Source organism: Flavobacterium cerinum, from assembly GCF_004028155.1.
Taxonomy (GTDB): domain Bacteria; phylum Bacteroidota; class Bacteroidia; order Flavobacteriales; family Flavobacteriaceae; genus Flavobacterium; species Flavobacterium cerinum.
This window is the reverse complement of the sequence record NZ_SBII01000004.1, coordinates 128,293-143,040: the sequence shown is the minus strand read 5'-3', so window position 1 is coordinate 143,040 and position 14,748 is coordinate 128,293. Positions and strand designations below refer to the sequence as shown.

General features: G+C 35.8%; 15 protein-coding genes. 6 read left to right on the top strand and 9 right to left on the bottom strand.

The window, feature by feature from the left end; translation table 11 throughout:
• Window positions 1-53 precede the first annotated feature (53 nt).
• From EPI11_RS07580 to xerA, 3 genes are all read right to left on the bottom strand, one after another.
• Complete coding sequence (locus tag EPI11_RS07580; protein ID WP_128389356.1) at window positions 54-449, bottom strand: response regulator; 396 nt, start codon at window positions 447-449, stop codon at window positions 54-56.
• Window positions 436-1,956: a sensor histidine kinase gene (locus EPI11_RS07575; protein WP_128389355.1), complete on the bottom strand. Its 1,521-nt coding sequence runs from the start codon at window positions 1,954-1,956 to the stop codon at window positions 436-438. Before EPI11_RS07575 ends, EPI11_RS07580 begins: the two co-directional genes overlap by 14 nt.
• A 79-nt stretch (window positions 1,957-2,035) precedes the next feature.
• Window positions 2,036-2,953 (bottom strand): site-specific tyrosine recombinase/integron integrase, encoded by a 918-nt coding sequence (gene xerA, locus EPI11_RS07570; RefSeq protein ID WP_128389354.1) that lies wholly within the window; start codon window positions 2,951-2,953, stop codon window positions 2,036-2,038.
• A gap of 90 nt (window positions 2,954-3,043) precedes the next feature.
• Here xerA and EPI11_RS07565 point away from each other — a divergent pair, with 90 nt between their 5' ends.
• Window positions 3,044-3,649 (top strand): porin family protein, encoded by a 606-nt coding sequence (locus EPI11_RS07565; protein WP_128389353.1) that lies wholly within the window; start codon window positions 3,044-3,046, stop codon window positions 3,647-3,649.
• A gap of 68 nt (window positions 3,650-3,717) precedes the next feature.
• Here the strand turns inward: EPI11_RS07565 and EPI11_RS07560 are convergent, their stop codons facing one another.
• Window positions 3,718-4,317: an outer membrane beta-barrel protein gene (locus EPI11_RS07560; RefSeq protein WP_128389352.1), complete on the bottom strand. Its 600-nt coding sequence runs from the start codon at window positions 4,315-4,317 to the stop codon at window positions 3,718-3,720.
• Between the two features lie 291 nt (window positions 4,318-4,608).
• Window positions 4,609-5,133 carry a porin family protein gene (locus tag EPI11_RS07555; RefSeq protein WP_128389351.1) on the bottom strand — a complete coding sequence of 175 codons (525 nt, stop codon included), beginning with the start codon at window positions 5,131-5,133 and terminating at the stop codon, window positions 4,609-4,611.
• 349 nt (window positions 5,134-5,482) lie between these two features.
• On the opposite strand from EPI11_RS07555, the gene EPI11_RS07550 reads away from it, so the two are divergent.
• The 4 genes from EPI11_RS07550 (at window position 5,483) to EPI11_RS07535 (ending at window position 9,642) form a co-directional block, all read left to right on the top strand.
• Window positions 5,483-6,013 carry a porin family protein gene (locus EPI11_RS07550; RefSeq protein WP_164879125.1) on the top strand — a complete coding sequence of 177 codons (531 nt, stop codon included), beginning with the start codon at window positions 5,483-5,485 and terminating at the stop codon, window positions 6,011-6,013.
• 21 nt (window positions 6,014-6,034) lie between these two features.
• Window positions 6,035-6,589, top strand: coding sequence for a porin family protein (locus EPI11_RS07545; protein WP_128389349.1), 555 nt, complete (start codon window positions 6,035-6,037; stop codon window positions 6,587-6,589).
• 131 nt (window positions 6,590-6,720) lie between these two features.
• Complete coding sequence (aroQ, locus tag EPI11_RS07540) at window positions 6,721-7,137, top strand: type II 3-dehydroquinate dehydratase (RefSeq protein ID WP_128389348.1); 417 nt, start codon at window positions 6,721-6,723, stop codon at window positions 7,135-7,137.
• 6 nt (window positions 7,138-7,143) lie between these two features.
• The gene (locus EPI11_RS07535; RefSeq protein ID WP_128389347.1) at window positions 7,144-9,642 is read left to right on the top strand and encodes a DUF5686 and carboxypeptidase regulatory-like domain-containing protein; all 2,499 of its coding nucleotides are present in this window, start codon (window positions 7,144-7,146) and stop codon (window positions 9,640-9,642) included.
• A gap of 51 nt (window positions 9,643-9,693) precedes the next feature.
• On the opposite strand, the gene EPI11_RS07530 is transcribed toward EPI11_RS07535, so the two are convergent.
• The 4 genes from EPI11_RS07530 to EPI11_RS07515 form a co-directional block, all read right to left on the bottom strand.
• Window positions 9,694-9,969 (bottom strand): hypothetical protein, encoded by a 276-nt coding sequence (locus EPI11_RS07530; RefSeq protein WP_128389346.1) that lies wholly within the window; start codon window positions 9,967-9,969, stop codon window positions 9,694-9,696.
• Between the two features lie 9 nt (window positions 9,970-9,978).
• Window positions 9,979-10,752, bottom strand: coding sequence for an NYN domain-containing protein (locus EPI11_RS07525; protein WP_128389345.1), 774 nt, complete (start codon window positions 10,750-10,752; stop codon window positions 9,979-9,981).
• 266 nt (window positions 10,753-11,018) lie between these two features.
• Window positions 11,019-11,396 (bottom strand): hypothetical protein, encoded by a 378-nt coding sequence (locus EPI11_RS07520; RefSeq protein ID WP_128389344.1) that lies wholly within the window; start codon window positions 11,394-11,396, stop codon window positions 11,019-11,021.
• On the bottom strand, window positions 11,383-11,952 hold the full coding sequence (locus EPI11_RS07515) for a cytochrome b/b6 domain-containing protein (RefSeq protein WP_128389343.1): 570 nt from the start codon (window positions 11,950-11,952) through the stop codon (window positions 11,383-11,385). Before EPI11_RS07515 ends, EPI11_RS07520 begins: the two co-directional genes overlap by 14 nt.
• A gap of 202 nt (window positions 11,953-12,154) precedes the next feature.
• Here EPI11_RS07515 and EPI11_RS07510 point away from each other — a divergent pair, with 202 nt between their 5' ends.
• On the top strand, window positions 12,155-14,626 hold the full coding sequence (locus tag EPI11_RS07510; protein WP_128389342.1) for a DUF5686 and carboxypeptidase regulatory-like domain-containing protein: 2,472 nt from the start codon (window positions 12,155-12,157) through the stop codon (window positions 14,624-14,626).
• The last annotated feature ends 122 nt before the right edge of the window (window positions 14,627-14,748 follow it).

Below are 14,748 nucleotides of genomic sequence, written 5' to 3'. Positions count from 1 at the left end.
ATATTTTTTACTATCATTTTTATTTATAGTGGTCATAAGCAAAACTTATAGTCCTATAAAACAAAGATCTTTTGCAGATCTTCTTTGCAAATTGGCTTTAAAAAATAGCCTTTTACAGCACCTTCAAACTCCTTCGCTTTGTTAATATCTACATCATTATTAGATGAACTGATCATATAAATAACCGGCATCTTTGCAAAATCATTCGCAGTCGCTGTGAATTCCTCGAGAAACTGCCATCCATCCATAATGGGCATATTTACATCTAATAAAATAAGATCCGGTAATACATCTTCAGTATTATTTCCCTTCATATGTTCTATTGCATCATAGCCATTGCAGAAAAATGTAGATACAGCATCAATTCCATTTTGTTTGAATAGATTTTTTAATAAAAAATGATAAATTTTATCATCATCTATAACATACAAACTACTAATCTTCTTCATTAAAATATATTTTAAATGTAGTTCCTTTATTTAATTCGCTTACAACTTCTATCTTCCCTCCCATTGCTTCTACCTGGTTCTTGGTTATAAATAAGCCAATCCCTCTGGCATTTTGGTTTTTATGAAATGTTTTATACATTCCAAAAAGAGAATTGCCATGCTTTTTAAGATCGATACCCAAACCATTATCTGAAACACTAAGCGCTTTTTTACCATCTATAATTTCAAAATCATAAGAAAGCATAGGCTGCCTTTCCGGACTTGAGTATTTTATTGCATTTGTTGTAAAATTAAGCAGGATACTTTCAAGATAGGCAGGATTATAATCTACTGTTACGTCAAGCGGAATATTGATCTCTATAGTAACACCGTGCTTTTTAATTTCGTTGTGTAAAATATTAAGTATGTTCTTTAGGTAATGCCTTAAGTTTAGTTTTTCTTTTACAGTCTTTATCTCGGTCTGAATCTCTACCAGTTCTTTTAAATGGCTGATCGTAATTGTGAGTCCGTCAGATATCGATTCCAGATGCTGAAGCATTTCTTCCCTTTCCTTTTCGTTGGCAGTCTTTATAAGATCGAGCAGCATTTTGAGGTTACTGGCGTGTGATCTTAAATTATGGGAAACAATATGTGCAAAATTATTGAGCCTGTTGTTTTGGCTCACTATTATATTAATAGTGTTCCCTAGCTCTATCTCTTTTTCTTTAAGCTGATTGATATCTTTTAGCGTACCCATTGCCCTTACGGGACGTCCTTTAGCATCAAATTTTACAGTACGCCCACGGCTCAATACCCAGCGGTATTTGCCACTATCTGTAAGAATCCTATAGATACTTTCGTAGGTTGTGGTTTTCTTTTTTAAATGATCACCTTTTACTTTTTGGTAGTTATCCATATCATCCGGATGAATACGGCTTATCCAAAATGTGTTGGGATAATAAGCTTCCTTTTCTTTTTTTCCCAGTATTTTCATGAGCTGGGCAGAAAAGTAAACAATGTTTGTAGACATATCCCAATCCCATATTCCTTCAGAAGCTGCTTTTAGAGCAAACTGGAACCGTTCATCAGATAGCCTAAGCTGTTCTTCCTGCTCTACCTGATCTGTAATATCGCTTATCCTTGCATAGAAACTGACCGAGCCATCTTCTTTTCGTTCCGGATTTGCCATAACACGCAGCCAGCGCAACCCTTTTTTAGGCAGCTGCACCCTGAACCTATGATCCCACTTTGTAAGATTATTTTTTGATTCCTCCAGTTTATCAATGAAAGCTCCCTGATCTTCAGTAAAAATGCGCTCCCTGAAAAAAACATCTGTCTGAAATTTAAACTGGTCTACAGTAATTTCATAAATCTCATTAACGGTTTCGCTGGCAAATACGATAGAATACAGGTCGTCTTCTTTCCATATCATCTTAAAGATAAGATCGGGAACCTGGTCAAGAAGCTTTTTATAGAAAGCATTTAAGCTATCGCCGTCGCGAATTTCAGGATTATCGAAAAACTTCATGCTTTGTTTTTTGCAAAATTAGTCTACGTTTTAAAATTATAAACTTTTATTATAAAAAAGTTCTTTTTTAAGTATAAAATTATCGACGTGGATGATATGTGTTTAAAACTTTATTAAGGAATTTCCTGTCGAGATGCATGTAAATTTCTGTGGTAGTAATGGATTCATGCCCAAGCATTAATTGAATGGATCGAAGATCGGCTCCGTTTTCGAGTAAATGTGTTGCAAATGAGTGTCTGAAAGTATGCGGACTTATTGTTTTATTAAGCCCTATTTTCGCAGCCAGCTCTTTTATAATAGTAAATACCATAGCGCGTGTAAGGCTTTTACCGCGTCTGTTTAAAAAGAGTGTGTCTTCATGACCTTTTTGAATAATAAGCTTATTACGGTCAGTCTCCCTATAAAGGTTAATGTATTTCTGCGTAAAGCTGCCTATAGGAACGAAGCGCTGTTTATTTCCCTTTCCTGTTATCTTTATAAATCCTTCTTCAAAAAACAGATCGGATAACTTTAGGGTTACTAACTCTGATACCCGCAACCCGCAGCTGTATAATGTTTCCAGCATAGCACGATTGCGTTCTCCCTGCGATTTGCCTTCTTTATCTATTTTATTGAGTTCAATAGCCTTAATAAGCGCATCGATTTCGGCAGTAGAAAGTGTATCCGGAAGCTTTCTGCCAATTTTTGGCACCTCAATAAGCTCCATCGGACTGTCTTTTCGGCAGTCTTCGAACATTAAATAGTTAAAAAAACTCTTAAGACCCGAAATAATCCGTGCCCTTGACCTTGGATTGAGTTCTGTAGAAATATGGTAAATAAACTGCTGGATTATCTCTTCATTAATTTTTAGCGGAGATATATCCATACCTCTGTTTTCGAGATAGTTTACAAGCCTTTGCACATCAAAACTGTAATTTTCAATGGAATTTACAGATAGCCCACGCTCTATTTTAAGGTAGTATTTATAGTCGCTAATAAATTTAATCCAACTTTTCATACAGGTTAAAATTATGTGAATTAAGAATCCTTTGAGAATTAAGCCAATTTTAATGCTATAATTTTGAAGTACAAAACTAAAACTTATAAAATGAAGAAGCTATTTAAATTATTATCAGTGAGTGCATTATTAATAGGTACAGTAACAGTATCTAACGCACAGGACAAATCGAGTAATAAACAATCGATGACTCCGAGCTTTGGTATTAAAGGTGGGGTAAACTTAGCAACAGTAACGGGAAGCGATTTTGACAGTCCGGATTCCAGAACGAGCTTTCACGTAGGTTTAGTGGGTGAGCTGCCTATTGCAGATATTCTTTCGATACAGGCAGAGGTACTTTATTCTGGCCAGGGATTTGATTTCAGACCTTTACCCGGTGCAGACAAAGCAGAATTTCAGTTGGACTACATTAATGTACCTGTGCTTGCAAAAGTGTATGTATTTAAAGGATTAAGCCTTGAAGTAGGTCCGCAATTTGGTTTCCTTGTAAACGAAAAAGTTGATTTTAAATCTGGTGAAGATGTAGAACTGGATAATGCCAAAAAATTTGACGTTGGTGTTGCCGGTGGTTTGACATTCCAGACAGACATGGGTCTATTTGCTACTGGTAGATATGTTTATGGTGTTACTGATATTTATGATGATGTAAATATTAAAAACTCTGTATTCCAGATAGGTTTAGGATATAAATTTTAAGACATCCAGAATCTTAAAATGAAAAAGCCTCCCAATTGGGAGGCTTTTTATATAAATACAAAATTGTATTAGAATTTGTAAACGATACCAAATCTGATATCACTAAAGTTTGCACCGATATTAAAAGTATCTGTAGATTCAGCACCATCAACATCAGGTTTGTTAGTTTTGTAACCTAAAAGACCAAAAGTAGCCTCAAGAGCGATGTTCTTAGATACGAAATAGCTAATACCAGGAGCAACTCCTAAATTAAATCCGTTAGATTTGCTTTCGCCAGGTAAACCTTCGATCTCAGATTTTGAACTGTTGAAACCTGCAGAAAGTTCTCCGAAGAAAGAAAACTGACTAGCTGGCGTGAAGTAGTATCTACCAAAAGCGCCTGCTTCAAAAGTGTTTGTTTTAGTTTCAACAGATACAGGTCCTGCCTGTTCAGTCTGTTTTCCAGATGTGAAGCCTAATTTTACACCAACAGCGATATTGTTAGTTACAAAGTAACCTGCTTTTGGAGAAAAATTGAATTCATTGTTTTTGTTATCACCTGTTTTTTCAGATCCAAAACCAACAGAACCAGAAACAAATACATCACCTTTAGTAAATCCTGTTGTTTCCTGAGCATTAGCAAAGCCAAAAGCCATAATTGCTACTGCAGATAGTAAAATTTTTTTCATTTTTTGTGTATTGATAAATTGTTTTATACTGCGAAAGTAGTATTAATTTAATAAGTAAAAACTTAGTGAAAAAAATTTAACTTATCCTTATACTATTTTTTACACAAAGAACGAATACAGCTAATTTATCCAAAATCTTTTCACATTTTTTAGCGAAATAATGAAAATTTGATAATGAGGATTATCCAAAAAGATAATTTATTATGGATTTACTATTTTTAAGACTTCAGAAATGAGAAAAAAAAAGCTGCCTAAATTTAGACAGCCTTTTTTATTATTAGAAATCAGTTATTAGAAACGGTATCCTGCTCCAATCTGGAAACCTGAGTTTTTCACATCAACTCCATCAATATCACTGATATTAGACAAACCTACGTTATATCTTACGTCAAAGAATACACCCATCGGTAGTTCATAACCTGCGCCGGCTCCAAGACCAAAGTCGATTGATTTTGTTGTTTCGTCAACACCATCATCTGCGCCAACTTTAAAAGCGATTTCCGGACCTGCCTGAAGGCTTAATCCTTCCATTACATAATATTTTGCCATTACCGGCACTCTGATATAATCAATTTTAGCATCTTTAGCTCCTTCACTGGAGTAATGCAGTTCCGGCTGAACATGAAAATTTCCTGAAACAGCAAAATCTACAAGGCCTCCAACATAAAAACCTGTTTTTCCATCACCGTCAGCATCACCGGTGAAATTGGTAAAGTTCGCTCCGGCTTTAACACCGAATTTCATTTCTTCGCTCTGCGCCTGAGCTGCAAAGCTGAATGCCATAACTACAGCGGCCGATAATAAGATTTTTTTCATTGTGTATAGATTTAGGGTTATTTCGCACATTTATGCCAAACAAAAATATAAAAAAATTTAACATTTAAATATCCACCACCCCATACTATGTTGTAATTTTTTGTTAAAAAATGAGTTTTATCGTAATTTAACCGCAAAATAGCGTTGTTATTACATTATATAAAATTTAAATTACAGACAGTACAGATGTGATTATCTTTTATTTTTCAAATCATTATCAACGTTCTTTGATTGCAAATGCTTCATGATTAAAAAACATTTAACCTTTATTAAACCAAAAATAGGGTTAAAAATATTTTATTAGTACTACTTTTCCTTACTTTTGTTTACGGAAAACCGTATGAAATCCATGAGAAAAAATTTGCTGTTATTACTGATCATTTTTACAACCGGAATTACTCAGGCTCAGTCTTTTGGAATAAAAGCAGGTTTAAATTTTTCTAACTTTTCCGGGAGTGATACAGATGGATTAAAAGGACTTACTAGTTTTCATATTGGAGTACTAAAGGAGTTTATCATTACAAAAAAGGTTTCATTTCAACCTGAAATTTTATTTTCTACTCAAGGAGTTAAAGTTGAAAAAATGGATGACGATTATAAACTGAATTATTTTACGCTGCCATTAATGGTAAAGTTTTATATAAATGATGTGTTTAGTGTACATGCAGGGCCTCAATTAAGCTTACTGGCAGGCGAAACAAAAGATGTACTGCCCATTGAAGGTAAATCCTTTGAGTATGGAATAGCAGGCGGGCTGGAATATACCATATCGGGCGGGCTGTTTGTACAGGGAAGGTACTGTATGGGACTTTCAGAGATTAGTAACAATGCCGATGTAAAGAACTCGGTTATTCAATTATCTCTAGGATATTTTTTTTAAATAACTCAAACAATTATAACCATGAAGAAGATCATTTTTTTAGTAGCTGCACTTGCAGGTAGTTTCGCAATGCAGGCACAAGGCATAGACTTTGGTATCAAAGCAGGAGCTAACTTTTCTAAATTTTCAGGAGACTTAGACAGCGACGGAATTACAAACTTTCATGCCGGTGCCGTAGTAGAAGTTAATTTAATGCCTACATTTTCAGTTCAGGCAGAAGGTCTTTTCTCTTCTCAGGGAGGTAAAGCAAAATATGATGATGGTGGTGTTGTAGGCGTAGCTAAAGACATTAACCTTGACTATATATCTGTACCTGTTATGGCTAAGTTTTATTTATTACCGGATCGTTTAAGTGTTATGGCAGGGCCTCAGTTCTCTTTCCTTGTTAGCGATGCTGAAGAAGCTTTTGACACTAAGAGTTTTGATATGGCGGCTGCGGCTGGTGTAGAACTTAAAATTTTTGCAGGCCTTTTTGCACAGGCACGTTATACCGTTGGTCTAAGCAACGTATCTGATGTAAGTGAGGTAGACGTTAAGAATAATGTATTCCAGCTTTCTGTAGGATACTTTTTCTAGAAAACAAAATAACATACACAAGCCGGTTTATCTTTAAGATATACCGGTTTTTTTATTGGCCGGAATGTTAAAATTAGTATTAAACTACATACACACTGAGGCCCTAATACTTACATTTACAAAAAACACACATGAAAATTATTATCATAAACGGCCCTAACCTTAACCTTCTGGGAACTCGTGAGCCTGAAGTTTACGGAGCCCGTACATTTGAAGACTACCATGCCGAACTACAACAAAAATTTCCCGGTGTGGCATTAGAATACTACCAAAGTAATATTGAGGGTGAGCTTATTTCTAAAATACAGGAAACCGGTTTTAGCTATAAAGGCATTATATTAAATGCAGGTGCTTATACACATACCTCTATAGGTATTGCAGATGCTGTTAAAGCTGTTACATCGCCTGTTGTAGAAGTTCATATATCGAATACTTATTCCAGAGAAACATTTAGACATCAATCCTACCTTTCCCCTGTTGCTGCAGGCATTATTATAGGATTTGGGTTAAAAGGATATGAGCTTGCACTGCAATCGCTTATTATATAAAAAACTATGAAAAAAAACATTATACTATTCCTGCTGTTTTTAAGTATGCCTGCCATAGCACAGGTAAACGGATGGGTAACCTCAAAAAAAAGCGAGCCTGTAGCTTTTGCCAGCATTACAGTAGCTAATACGTATAATGGAACATCGTCTAACGAAAATGGAAGTTATTCGCTAAACATTAAAGAAAAAGGACGCTACACAATTATTTTCAGGTCGATGGGCTATAAAACCCGTGAAGTGACGATAGATGTAACCGCATTACCTCACACTTTGAATGTTACACTGGAAGACGAAAGCTATACGCTGAAAGAACTGGTAATTTCCAACACTGATAATCCGGCAGATGCGGTGATTAAAAATGCCATTAAAAACAGAAAAAACAATGCTGATAAAACTGCACGCTTTGAAGCTGATTTTTACTCCCGCGGTGTTTTTAAACTAAATGACATACCTGAAAAAATACTGGGACAGGAAATAGGCGACCTTGGTTCCTCTTTAAATAACTCCAGAAGCGGTATCCTTTACCTTTCTGAAACAGTTTCCAGAGTAAAGCACCTTAATTCTACCACTATAAAAGAACATGTTATAGCCTCAAAGGTAAGCGGTGAAGATAATGGCTTTAGCTTTAATAATGCCGCTGCTGCTGAGTTTGACTTTTATAACAATTATATTCCGTTTGAGGTAAACGTGGTATCTCCTATTGCCGATAATGCTTTTAATTATTACAAGTACAGCTTAGAAAGTACTTTTAATGAAGCAGGCGGCTATATCATAAATAAAATAAAAGTTACCCCAAAAATAGAGAATGAACCTGCCATGACAGGTTATGTTTATATCATTGAAGATTCCTGGGAACTTTATGCTGTAGACCTAAGCATTAAAGGAAGCCAGATTGAACAGGAACTTATAAACACGCTTACCATTCGGCAAAATTATGGCTATAATGCCAAAGCAAAACTATGGACAAAGAATGTACAAACTTTAAGCTTTGATGCCGGTCTTTTTGGCGTTGGTTTCTCCGGAAGGTTTACCCATGTGTACAGTAATTTTACAATAGATCCAAAATTCGACAAATACACCTTTAATGCAGAAATCCTTTCTTTTGAGGAAGGTGCGAATAAAAAACCGGATTCGTTTTGGAATACCATACGCCCTATTCCTCTTACCAAAGAAGAAAAGGCCGATTACATTAAAAAAGACAGCCTGCAGGATACAAGGAATACAAAAGCTTACATGGACGAGTCGGATAAGGCACGTAACCATTTTACATTATTCTCTCCTGCTTTGGGTTATGTATACCACAATAGCTATAAAAATTGGGATGCCAGCTATACCGGTATAGCCCGCCGTTTGGGTTTTAACACCGTACAGGCTTACAATCTTGAACCCGGTTTTTACTTTACAAAATATCATGACGATAAGCAGAATACATATACTACTATAGGTACCGACCTTAGTTACGGTTTTGCCGAGAAGCGTTTTCGTGCTACAGGGACGATTTCTAAAAAGTTTAATAATTTTTCTAAACGAATTATTACGCTTCGCGGGGGAAGCAGCATTGAACAGTATAACTCCGAAAAGCCCATAAACCGAATTGTAAACAGTATCAGCACCTTATTTTTTAGGGATAATTACATGAAATTATTTGATAATAATTTTATCCGTCTTAGCTATGAAGAGGAAGTTGTTAATGGTATTCACCTTTATGGCAGTGTTGAATATACACGAAAAAGGGCTTTACTAAACAATACTAACTTTTCTACGTTAAAGGATCTTTATCATCCCTATACCTCAAACAATCCATTGCTGTTATATGATCCGGCTACGATGTATGATAATACAACCCTGGCTTTTCAAAAACACCATATGTATAAAACATCTGTTGCGGCGCGTATAAGCTTTGGACAGAAATATAAAACCAGGCCTGATACTAAAGAAAATATAGCTAATGAGAAATATCCAAAGTTGTTTCTTAAATATGATAAAGGTTTTGCATCAAGTATAAGCGATTATAACTTTGATCACGTTTCTGCAAAGGTAACCTACGACCTGACCATTGGTAACAAAGGCGAACTGAGTACGAGCTTTAGAGCCGGTAAATTCTTTAATTCTGATAAGATCGCTTTTACTGATTATATGCATTTTAATGGGAATCAAACCCATGTAGGGAGATCTGAACGTTACATGAGAGTATTTAATTTTCTTCCATACTATTCACACAGCACTAATGATGCTTATTTTGAAGGGCACATGGAGCATAATTTCCAAGGGCTGCTTACCAATTCGCTTCCGCTTATCCATAAGCTCAACTATTATTTAGTTGCGGGTTATCATATACTGGCAACACCAAACCGAAGTCCGTATATGGAATTTACTGTAGGACTGGATAATGTAGGCTGGGGTAAAGCACGTTTTTTAAGAATCGATTATATTCGATCTTATGAAAGCGGATTTATTAGCGATGGGGTTATTTTTGGATTAACGTTTCTGGATATATTGGAGTAATATTCAGTTATATTGAGATTTCTCCACTTCGGTCGAAATGACAAACTTCAATTATTTTTTACCTCTATTTTTCAGAACACTTGTCCTAAAATTTTCTACAGGGTCTTTTTCAAGAAAACGCTGCAGGTCATCCCAGGTTGTACATTTTATAGGGTACTTTACTCCGTCAAAATCTAAAGGAAATGTTACTGATTCTATTCCTTCGAGATCTTCTTTGAGGTAATCTTCCAGGTCTTCTACTGAGTAGAACCACTCTTTATCAAATTGTATTTTGTTTACGGTAGTATCAATACGCAATATTGCTTCTGTAAGCTTCTTTATCTGCATTTTAAATTATTATTTGTTCTTTACAAACACGTGTTTCCTGTTGCTTTTGCCTGTATCTCTTTCGTCCACGATAAAATTATCGATGCTCTTGATCAAGGCCAGCATTTTTGGGAATCCGTAGTTACGGGAGTCGAAATCAGGTTGTTTTTTTAGTATAAAATTACCCAGGTCGCCCAGGAATGCCCAGCCGTTCTCATCGGCAAGATCATTAATACTGTCACTTAACATTTTTATAAGTCGTCTGTCTACTTTACTAAGGCTTTCTTTATGCTCTTCAACACGAGGTTTTAGTTCTTTATCATCTTTATCGTCCTCATGGTCGTGATCCTGATCGGTTTTATCGCGTCCCAAGATCTCTATATAAATAAACTTATCGCAGGCTGATATAAACGGTATGAGTGTTTTTTTCTCACCTATACCTATAACCTTCATTCCGGCTTCTCTTAATCGGGTTGCCAAACGGGTAAAATCACTATCGGAGGATACAATACAAAATCCATCTACCTTACCGGTATATAATATATCCATAGCATCGATGATCATGGCGCTATCGGTAGCGTTCTTCCCGGTAGAATAACTGTATTGCTGTATGGGCGTAATAGCATTTTCAAGCAGTACCTTTTTCCATCCGGATACGGTAGGCTTTGTCCAGTCGGCATAGATACGTTTAAAAGTTGGAGTTCCATATTTTGCAATCTCCTCAAACATTCCTTTTACATTAGCATAAGGCACATTATCTGCATCGATTAAAACGGCCAGCCTAAGGTCCTGTATTGTATTCATAGTAGGTTTATTTACTCAAATATACGCTAAAACGAAATAAAGAAACAGCGTATTAATATATGTTTATAATAAGGTTGTGGTAAGTAAAATTACTATTCCAAAAAATAATCTGGATACAATTCTATTCATATAGTGGTCTTCTAAAATAGAGGTAATTGTTCGTTTCTTATAAAGAAAAGGCCACCGTATAAGTGCACCAATAGTGTGAAGTAGGGTATATAAAATTAATTCGATAAAAAACTCAATTATAAACTCCATCTTTTTTATTACATAAGAAATCTCTTTCTAAACGCCAGAAAGAGGATAAATAGTATAATGCTTATTATAAATCCCCAAACGGCAATTGGCCTAAATCCTGCTGAAAGAAGCAATGCTAATCCAGACAGAAAAGTATAAGCCACCTGCCTCCATTTGCGCTGAAACAAATAGATCAATGCCGCTATCGAAAATACCAGGACGTTTATACAGAATGGTAAAAGGTATTTCCATCCGTCAAAATAGGCCTGCCTAAAAACAATGGCTACAGCATCTTTACCATAAAACACTGCCATCCCTGTAACATTAAGCAGCATTACATAAAATGCTATATTATTCCATTTAAATATGGTTTTCTTAGGTGCTAAAGGTTCGTTATTTATCTCCACTGATCATTTTTGATATAATACCTCTCTCTTTACCAGCATCGGCAAGAAGGACTCCTACGGTATGAATTAAAATAAAGGCTATTGAATAATACAATGACTGTACATGAATGTCTTCCATTAGATGTTCCATACTGTCGGGTCCGTTTACTTTCATGAATCCTGTAAATAATGAAACACCTAACAACATATAGAATACTATATACACCCACGATTTGAATTTATCTGAAGAAGAAACGCCTGCTTTTAACGGATTAGCAAATCCTAAGCCCTGTATCCACATTACAATAAGCCTAATCACAAAGAGCCCTATAAGCACATACCCTGCAATAACATGGGTTTCCCACATGGGTTTACGAACTTTTTTACCTAAAACCGCAGCTTCATCACTACTGATGGTTATTTTACTCTCGGCAAGGTTATCCTGTATAATTGCACCCATACTGTTTTTATTCATCCACCCCATGCGTAAAAACACCGTTAGCAGGATATATAAAAAAGTAAAGGCAATAGCCCAATGTAAAAGCCTGCTGGCAAGGTTAAATCTTTTCTTTCTCATACAGCAAATTTAATGAGTTATTTGGGGAATGCAACTTCTATCTTTATGCATGTTGTACTATATTTACTGAAATATTTGTAAGAAAATCATAGCCAATTACGTTATATGAAAAAACAACCAATAATTTTTCGCCTATGATGCAACCTTTTTAAAACAGAAAACGTCTTACCTATAACTAACAACCTTACCTAAACCAATAACCATGCACAAATTACTATCTGCCATTTTCCTTTTACTTGGTGTAGCTTCCTATGCCCAGATCAAAGGAAAGATTACATCATCAACCGGAGAAGGCATTCCCTTTGTGAGTATTACTATCGAAAATACCTACACCGGAACAACTGCCAACGAAGAAGGACAGTATGAACTTACCGCTAAAAGCGCGGGAAAATATATCGTTATCTTTCAATCGATAGGATACAAAACAAAAAAAGTAGCTGTAGATGCCCAAACATTTCCGCACACACTTAATGTGGAACTGGCTGATGACAACTACCAATTAAAAGAACTTACTATTTCTAATGCTGAAGACCCTGCGTATGAAATAATACGCCAGGCTATTGCTCATAAAAAAGAGAATTCTGCAAGAACAGGGCGTTTTGAAGCCGACTTTTATTCTAAAGGTATCTTCAGGGTAAAAGACCTTCCGAAAAAAATAATGGGAATGAAGGTAGAAGCTCCCGATGGTACACTCGATTCTACCGGAAGCGGGATCATGTACCTTTCTGAAACGGTATCACACATTACTTTTGAACAGCCTGATAAGCTTAAAGAGCGTATTATCGCTTCTAAAATAAGTGGTAACGATAATGGCTTTAGCTACAATACTGCCATGAGTACCTACTATAATTTTTATGACAACTATGTAGAATTCGATATCGAAATGGTTTCGCCATTAGCGACCAGTGCTTTTAGTTACTATAAGTTTAAAATGGAAGGGGTAACGTTTGATGACAACGGTAACCAGATCAATAAGATCAAAGTAATACCACGCCGTGATAAAGAACCTGTATTTGAAGGTTACATTTACATTGTAGATAACAGCTGGGCTATATATGCCATAGATCTTGATATTAAAGGATACAGAATGCAGCAGCCATTCCTGGAAACGATGAACCTGCAGCAAAACTTTAGCTATAATGCGATCAATAAAGTGTGGTCAAAAAACTCGCAGACGTTTGATTTTAAAGCCGGAGCTTTTGGAATAAAATTCACAGGGAAGTTTACCCATGTTTATACCAACTATGTTTTTCATGATAAATTCGAAAAGAAAACCTTTTCCAAAGAGGTTGTTTTTATAGAAGAGGAAGCTAATAAGAAAGACTCTGTATACTGGAATGCCCAACGACCTATACCACTTACTGATGAAGAAGTAACCGACTATACTAAAAAAGACAGTATTCAAACGCTTCACAAGTCTAAGCCTTACCTGGATTCTATAGACCGCAAACACAACCGATTTAAGATTGGTGACGTAATAGGTGGTTATAACTACAGGAACTCTGAGAAAAAATTCAGTTTTGATTATTCGGGACTGATACAGCTTCCTGGTTACAATACCGTACAGGGCTGGAACTTTGACTCAAAACTATCCTTCAATAAACGTAACGAAGAAAAGAAAAGTTACTTTGCAGGAGCTGCTACTTTTAACTATGGCATTGCCGAAGACCGCCTTCGCGTGAGCGGATGGTTAACCCACAGCCTTGGTAAAAAAGGTGGATCACTTTACCTTACAGGAGGTAATACTATCGATCAGTTTAATCCTGATAACCCGATCACACCAGTTATTAATAGTGTTAGTACGTTGTTCTTTAAAGACAACTACATGAAACTGTATGACAAAACTTTTGCAAAACTGCAATACAGTAAAGAGATCACTACAGGAGTGAATATGTATACCAGTGTTGAATACATGCGCCGAAGAGCCTTATTGAATAATGCAGACTGGGTACTTATTAAAAATGATCACGATTATACATCAAACAATCCATTAGAACCGGATAATTACACCTCTAAGCCGTTTGATACGCATACGCTTTACAAAGCAAGCATTGGCGGAACCATTCGTTTTGGACTGAAGTACATTACACGTCCTGATGGCAAAATAACCGTAGGCGATAACAAATACCCTACTCTGTCTTTTAAATATGATAAAGCTTTTGCAGGCAGCGAAAAACAATACGAGTATGACTTTGTAGCTGCACGTGCTACCTATAATACTACATTTGGAAATAAAGGTGATTTTGGTATTAATCTTAAAGCCGGTAAGTTCTTTAATGCCGATGGTATTGCATTTACAGATTTTAAACATTTTAATGGTAACCAGACACACATAGGTACCGGTTCAACCTATCTTAATGTGTTTAACTTACTGCCTTATTACAGCCACAGTACTAACGATTCGTACTTTGAAGCACACGTAGAGCACAACTTTAAGGGCTATATAATGAATAAAGTTCCATTACTTAACCTATTGCAATGGAATCTTATTTTAGGATACCACCAAATCGCTACACCCGCTTATAAGCCTTACCAGGAATTTACAGCCGGTTTTGATAATATAGGTTTTGGCAAATTCAGAATGCTGCGTATTGATTATGTACGCGCATATCAGGGAGGTTTCCAAACCGATGGAATTATGTTCGGCCTTAAATTTTTAGATATACTAGATTAAGCAATTCATTTATTTTAACATGTTTTTGTTAGAAAAAGTAAAAGTATCGTTATGATAATGAATTTTAAAAATGTGTTCTAACTTTTATTTTATATCCCACCCGCCTAAAGCGGATTTAAAAC

Coding starts and splice junctions, on each gene's coding strand:
- EPI11_RS07580 (WP_128389356.1), bottom strand. CDS start 449: ATGAAGAAGATTAGTAGTTTGTATGTTATAGATGATGATAAAATTTAT.
- EPI11_RS07575 (WP_128389355.1), bottom strand. CDS start 1,956: ATGAAGTTTTTCGATAATCCTGAAATTCGCGACGGCGATAGCTTAAAT.
- xerA (WP_128389354.1), bottom strand. CDS start 2,953: ATGAAAAGTTGGATTAAATTTATTAGCGACTATAAATACTACCTTAAA.
- EPI11_RS07565 (WP_128389353.1), top strand. CDS start 3,044: ATGAAGAAGCTATTTAAATTATTATCAGTGAGTGCATTATTAATAGGT.
- EPI11_RS07560 (WP_128389352.1), bottom strand. CDS start 4,317: ATGAAAAAAATTTTACTATCTGCAGTAGCAATTATGGCTTTTGGCTTT.
- EPI11_RS07555 (WP_128389351.1), bottom strand. CDS start 5,133: ATGAAAAAAATCTTATTATCGGCCGCTGTAGTTATGGCATTCAGCTTT.
- EPI11_RS07550 (WP_164879125.1), top strand. CDS start 5,483: ATGAGAAAAAATTTGCTGTTATTACTGATCATTTTTACAACCGGAATT.
- EPI11_RS07545 (WP_128389349.1), top strand. CDS start 6,035: ATGAAGAAGATCATTTTTTTAGTAGCTGCACTTGCAGGTAGTTTCGCA.
- aroQ (WP_128389348.1), top strand. CDS start 6,721: ATGAAAATTATTATCATAAACGGCCCTAACCTTAACCTTCTGGGAACT.
- EPI11_RS07535 (WP_128389347.1), top strand. CDS start 7,144: ATGAAAAAAAACATTATACTATTCCTGCTGTTTTTAAGTATGCCTGCC.
- EPI11_RS07530 (WP_128389346.1), bottom strand. CDS start 9,969: ATGCAGATAAAGAAGCTTACAGAAGCAATATTGCGTATTGATACTACC.
- EPI11_RS07525 (WP_128389345.1), bottom strand. CDS start 10,752: ATGAATACAATACAGGACCTTAGGCTGGCCGTTTTAATCGATGCAGAT.
- EPI11_RS07515 (WP_128389343.1), bottom strand. CDS start 11,952: ATGAGAAAGAAAAGATTTAACCTTGCCAGCAGGCTTTTACATTGGGCT.
- EPI11_RS07510 (WP_128389342.1), top strand. CDS start 12,155: ATGCACAAATTACTATCTGCCATTTTCCTTTTACTTGGTGTAGCTTCC.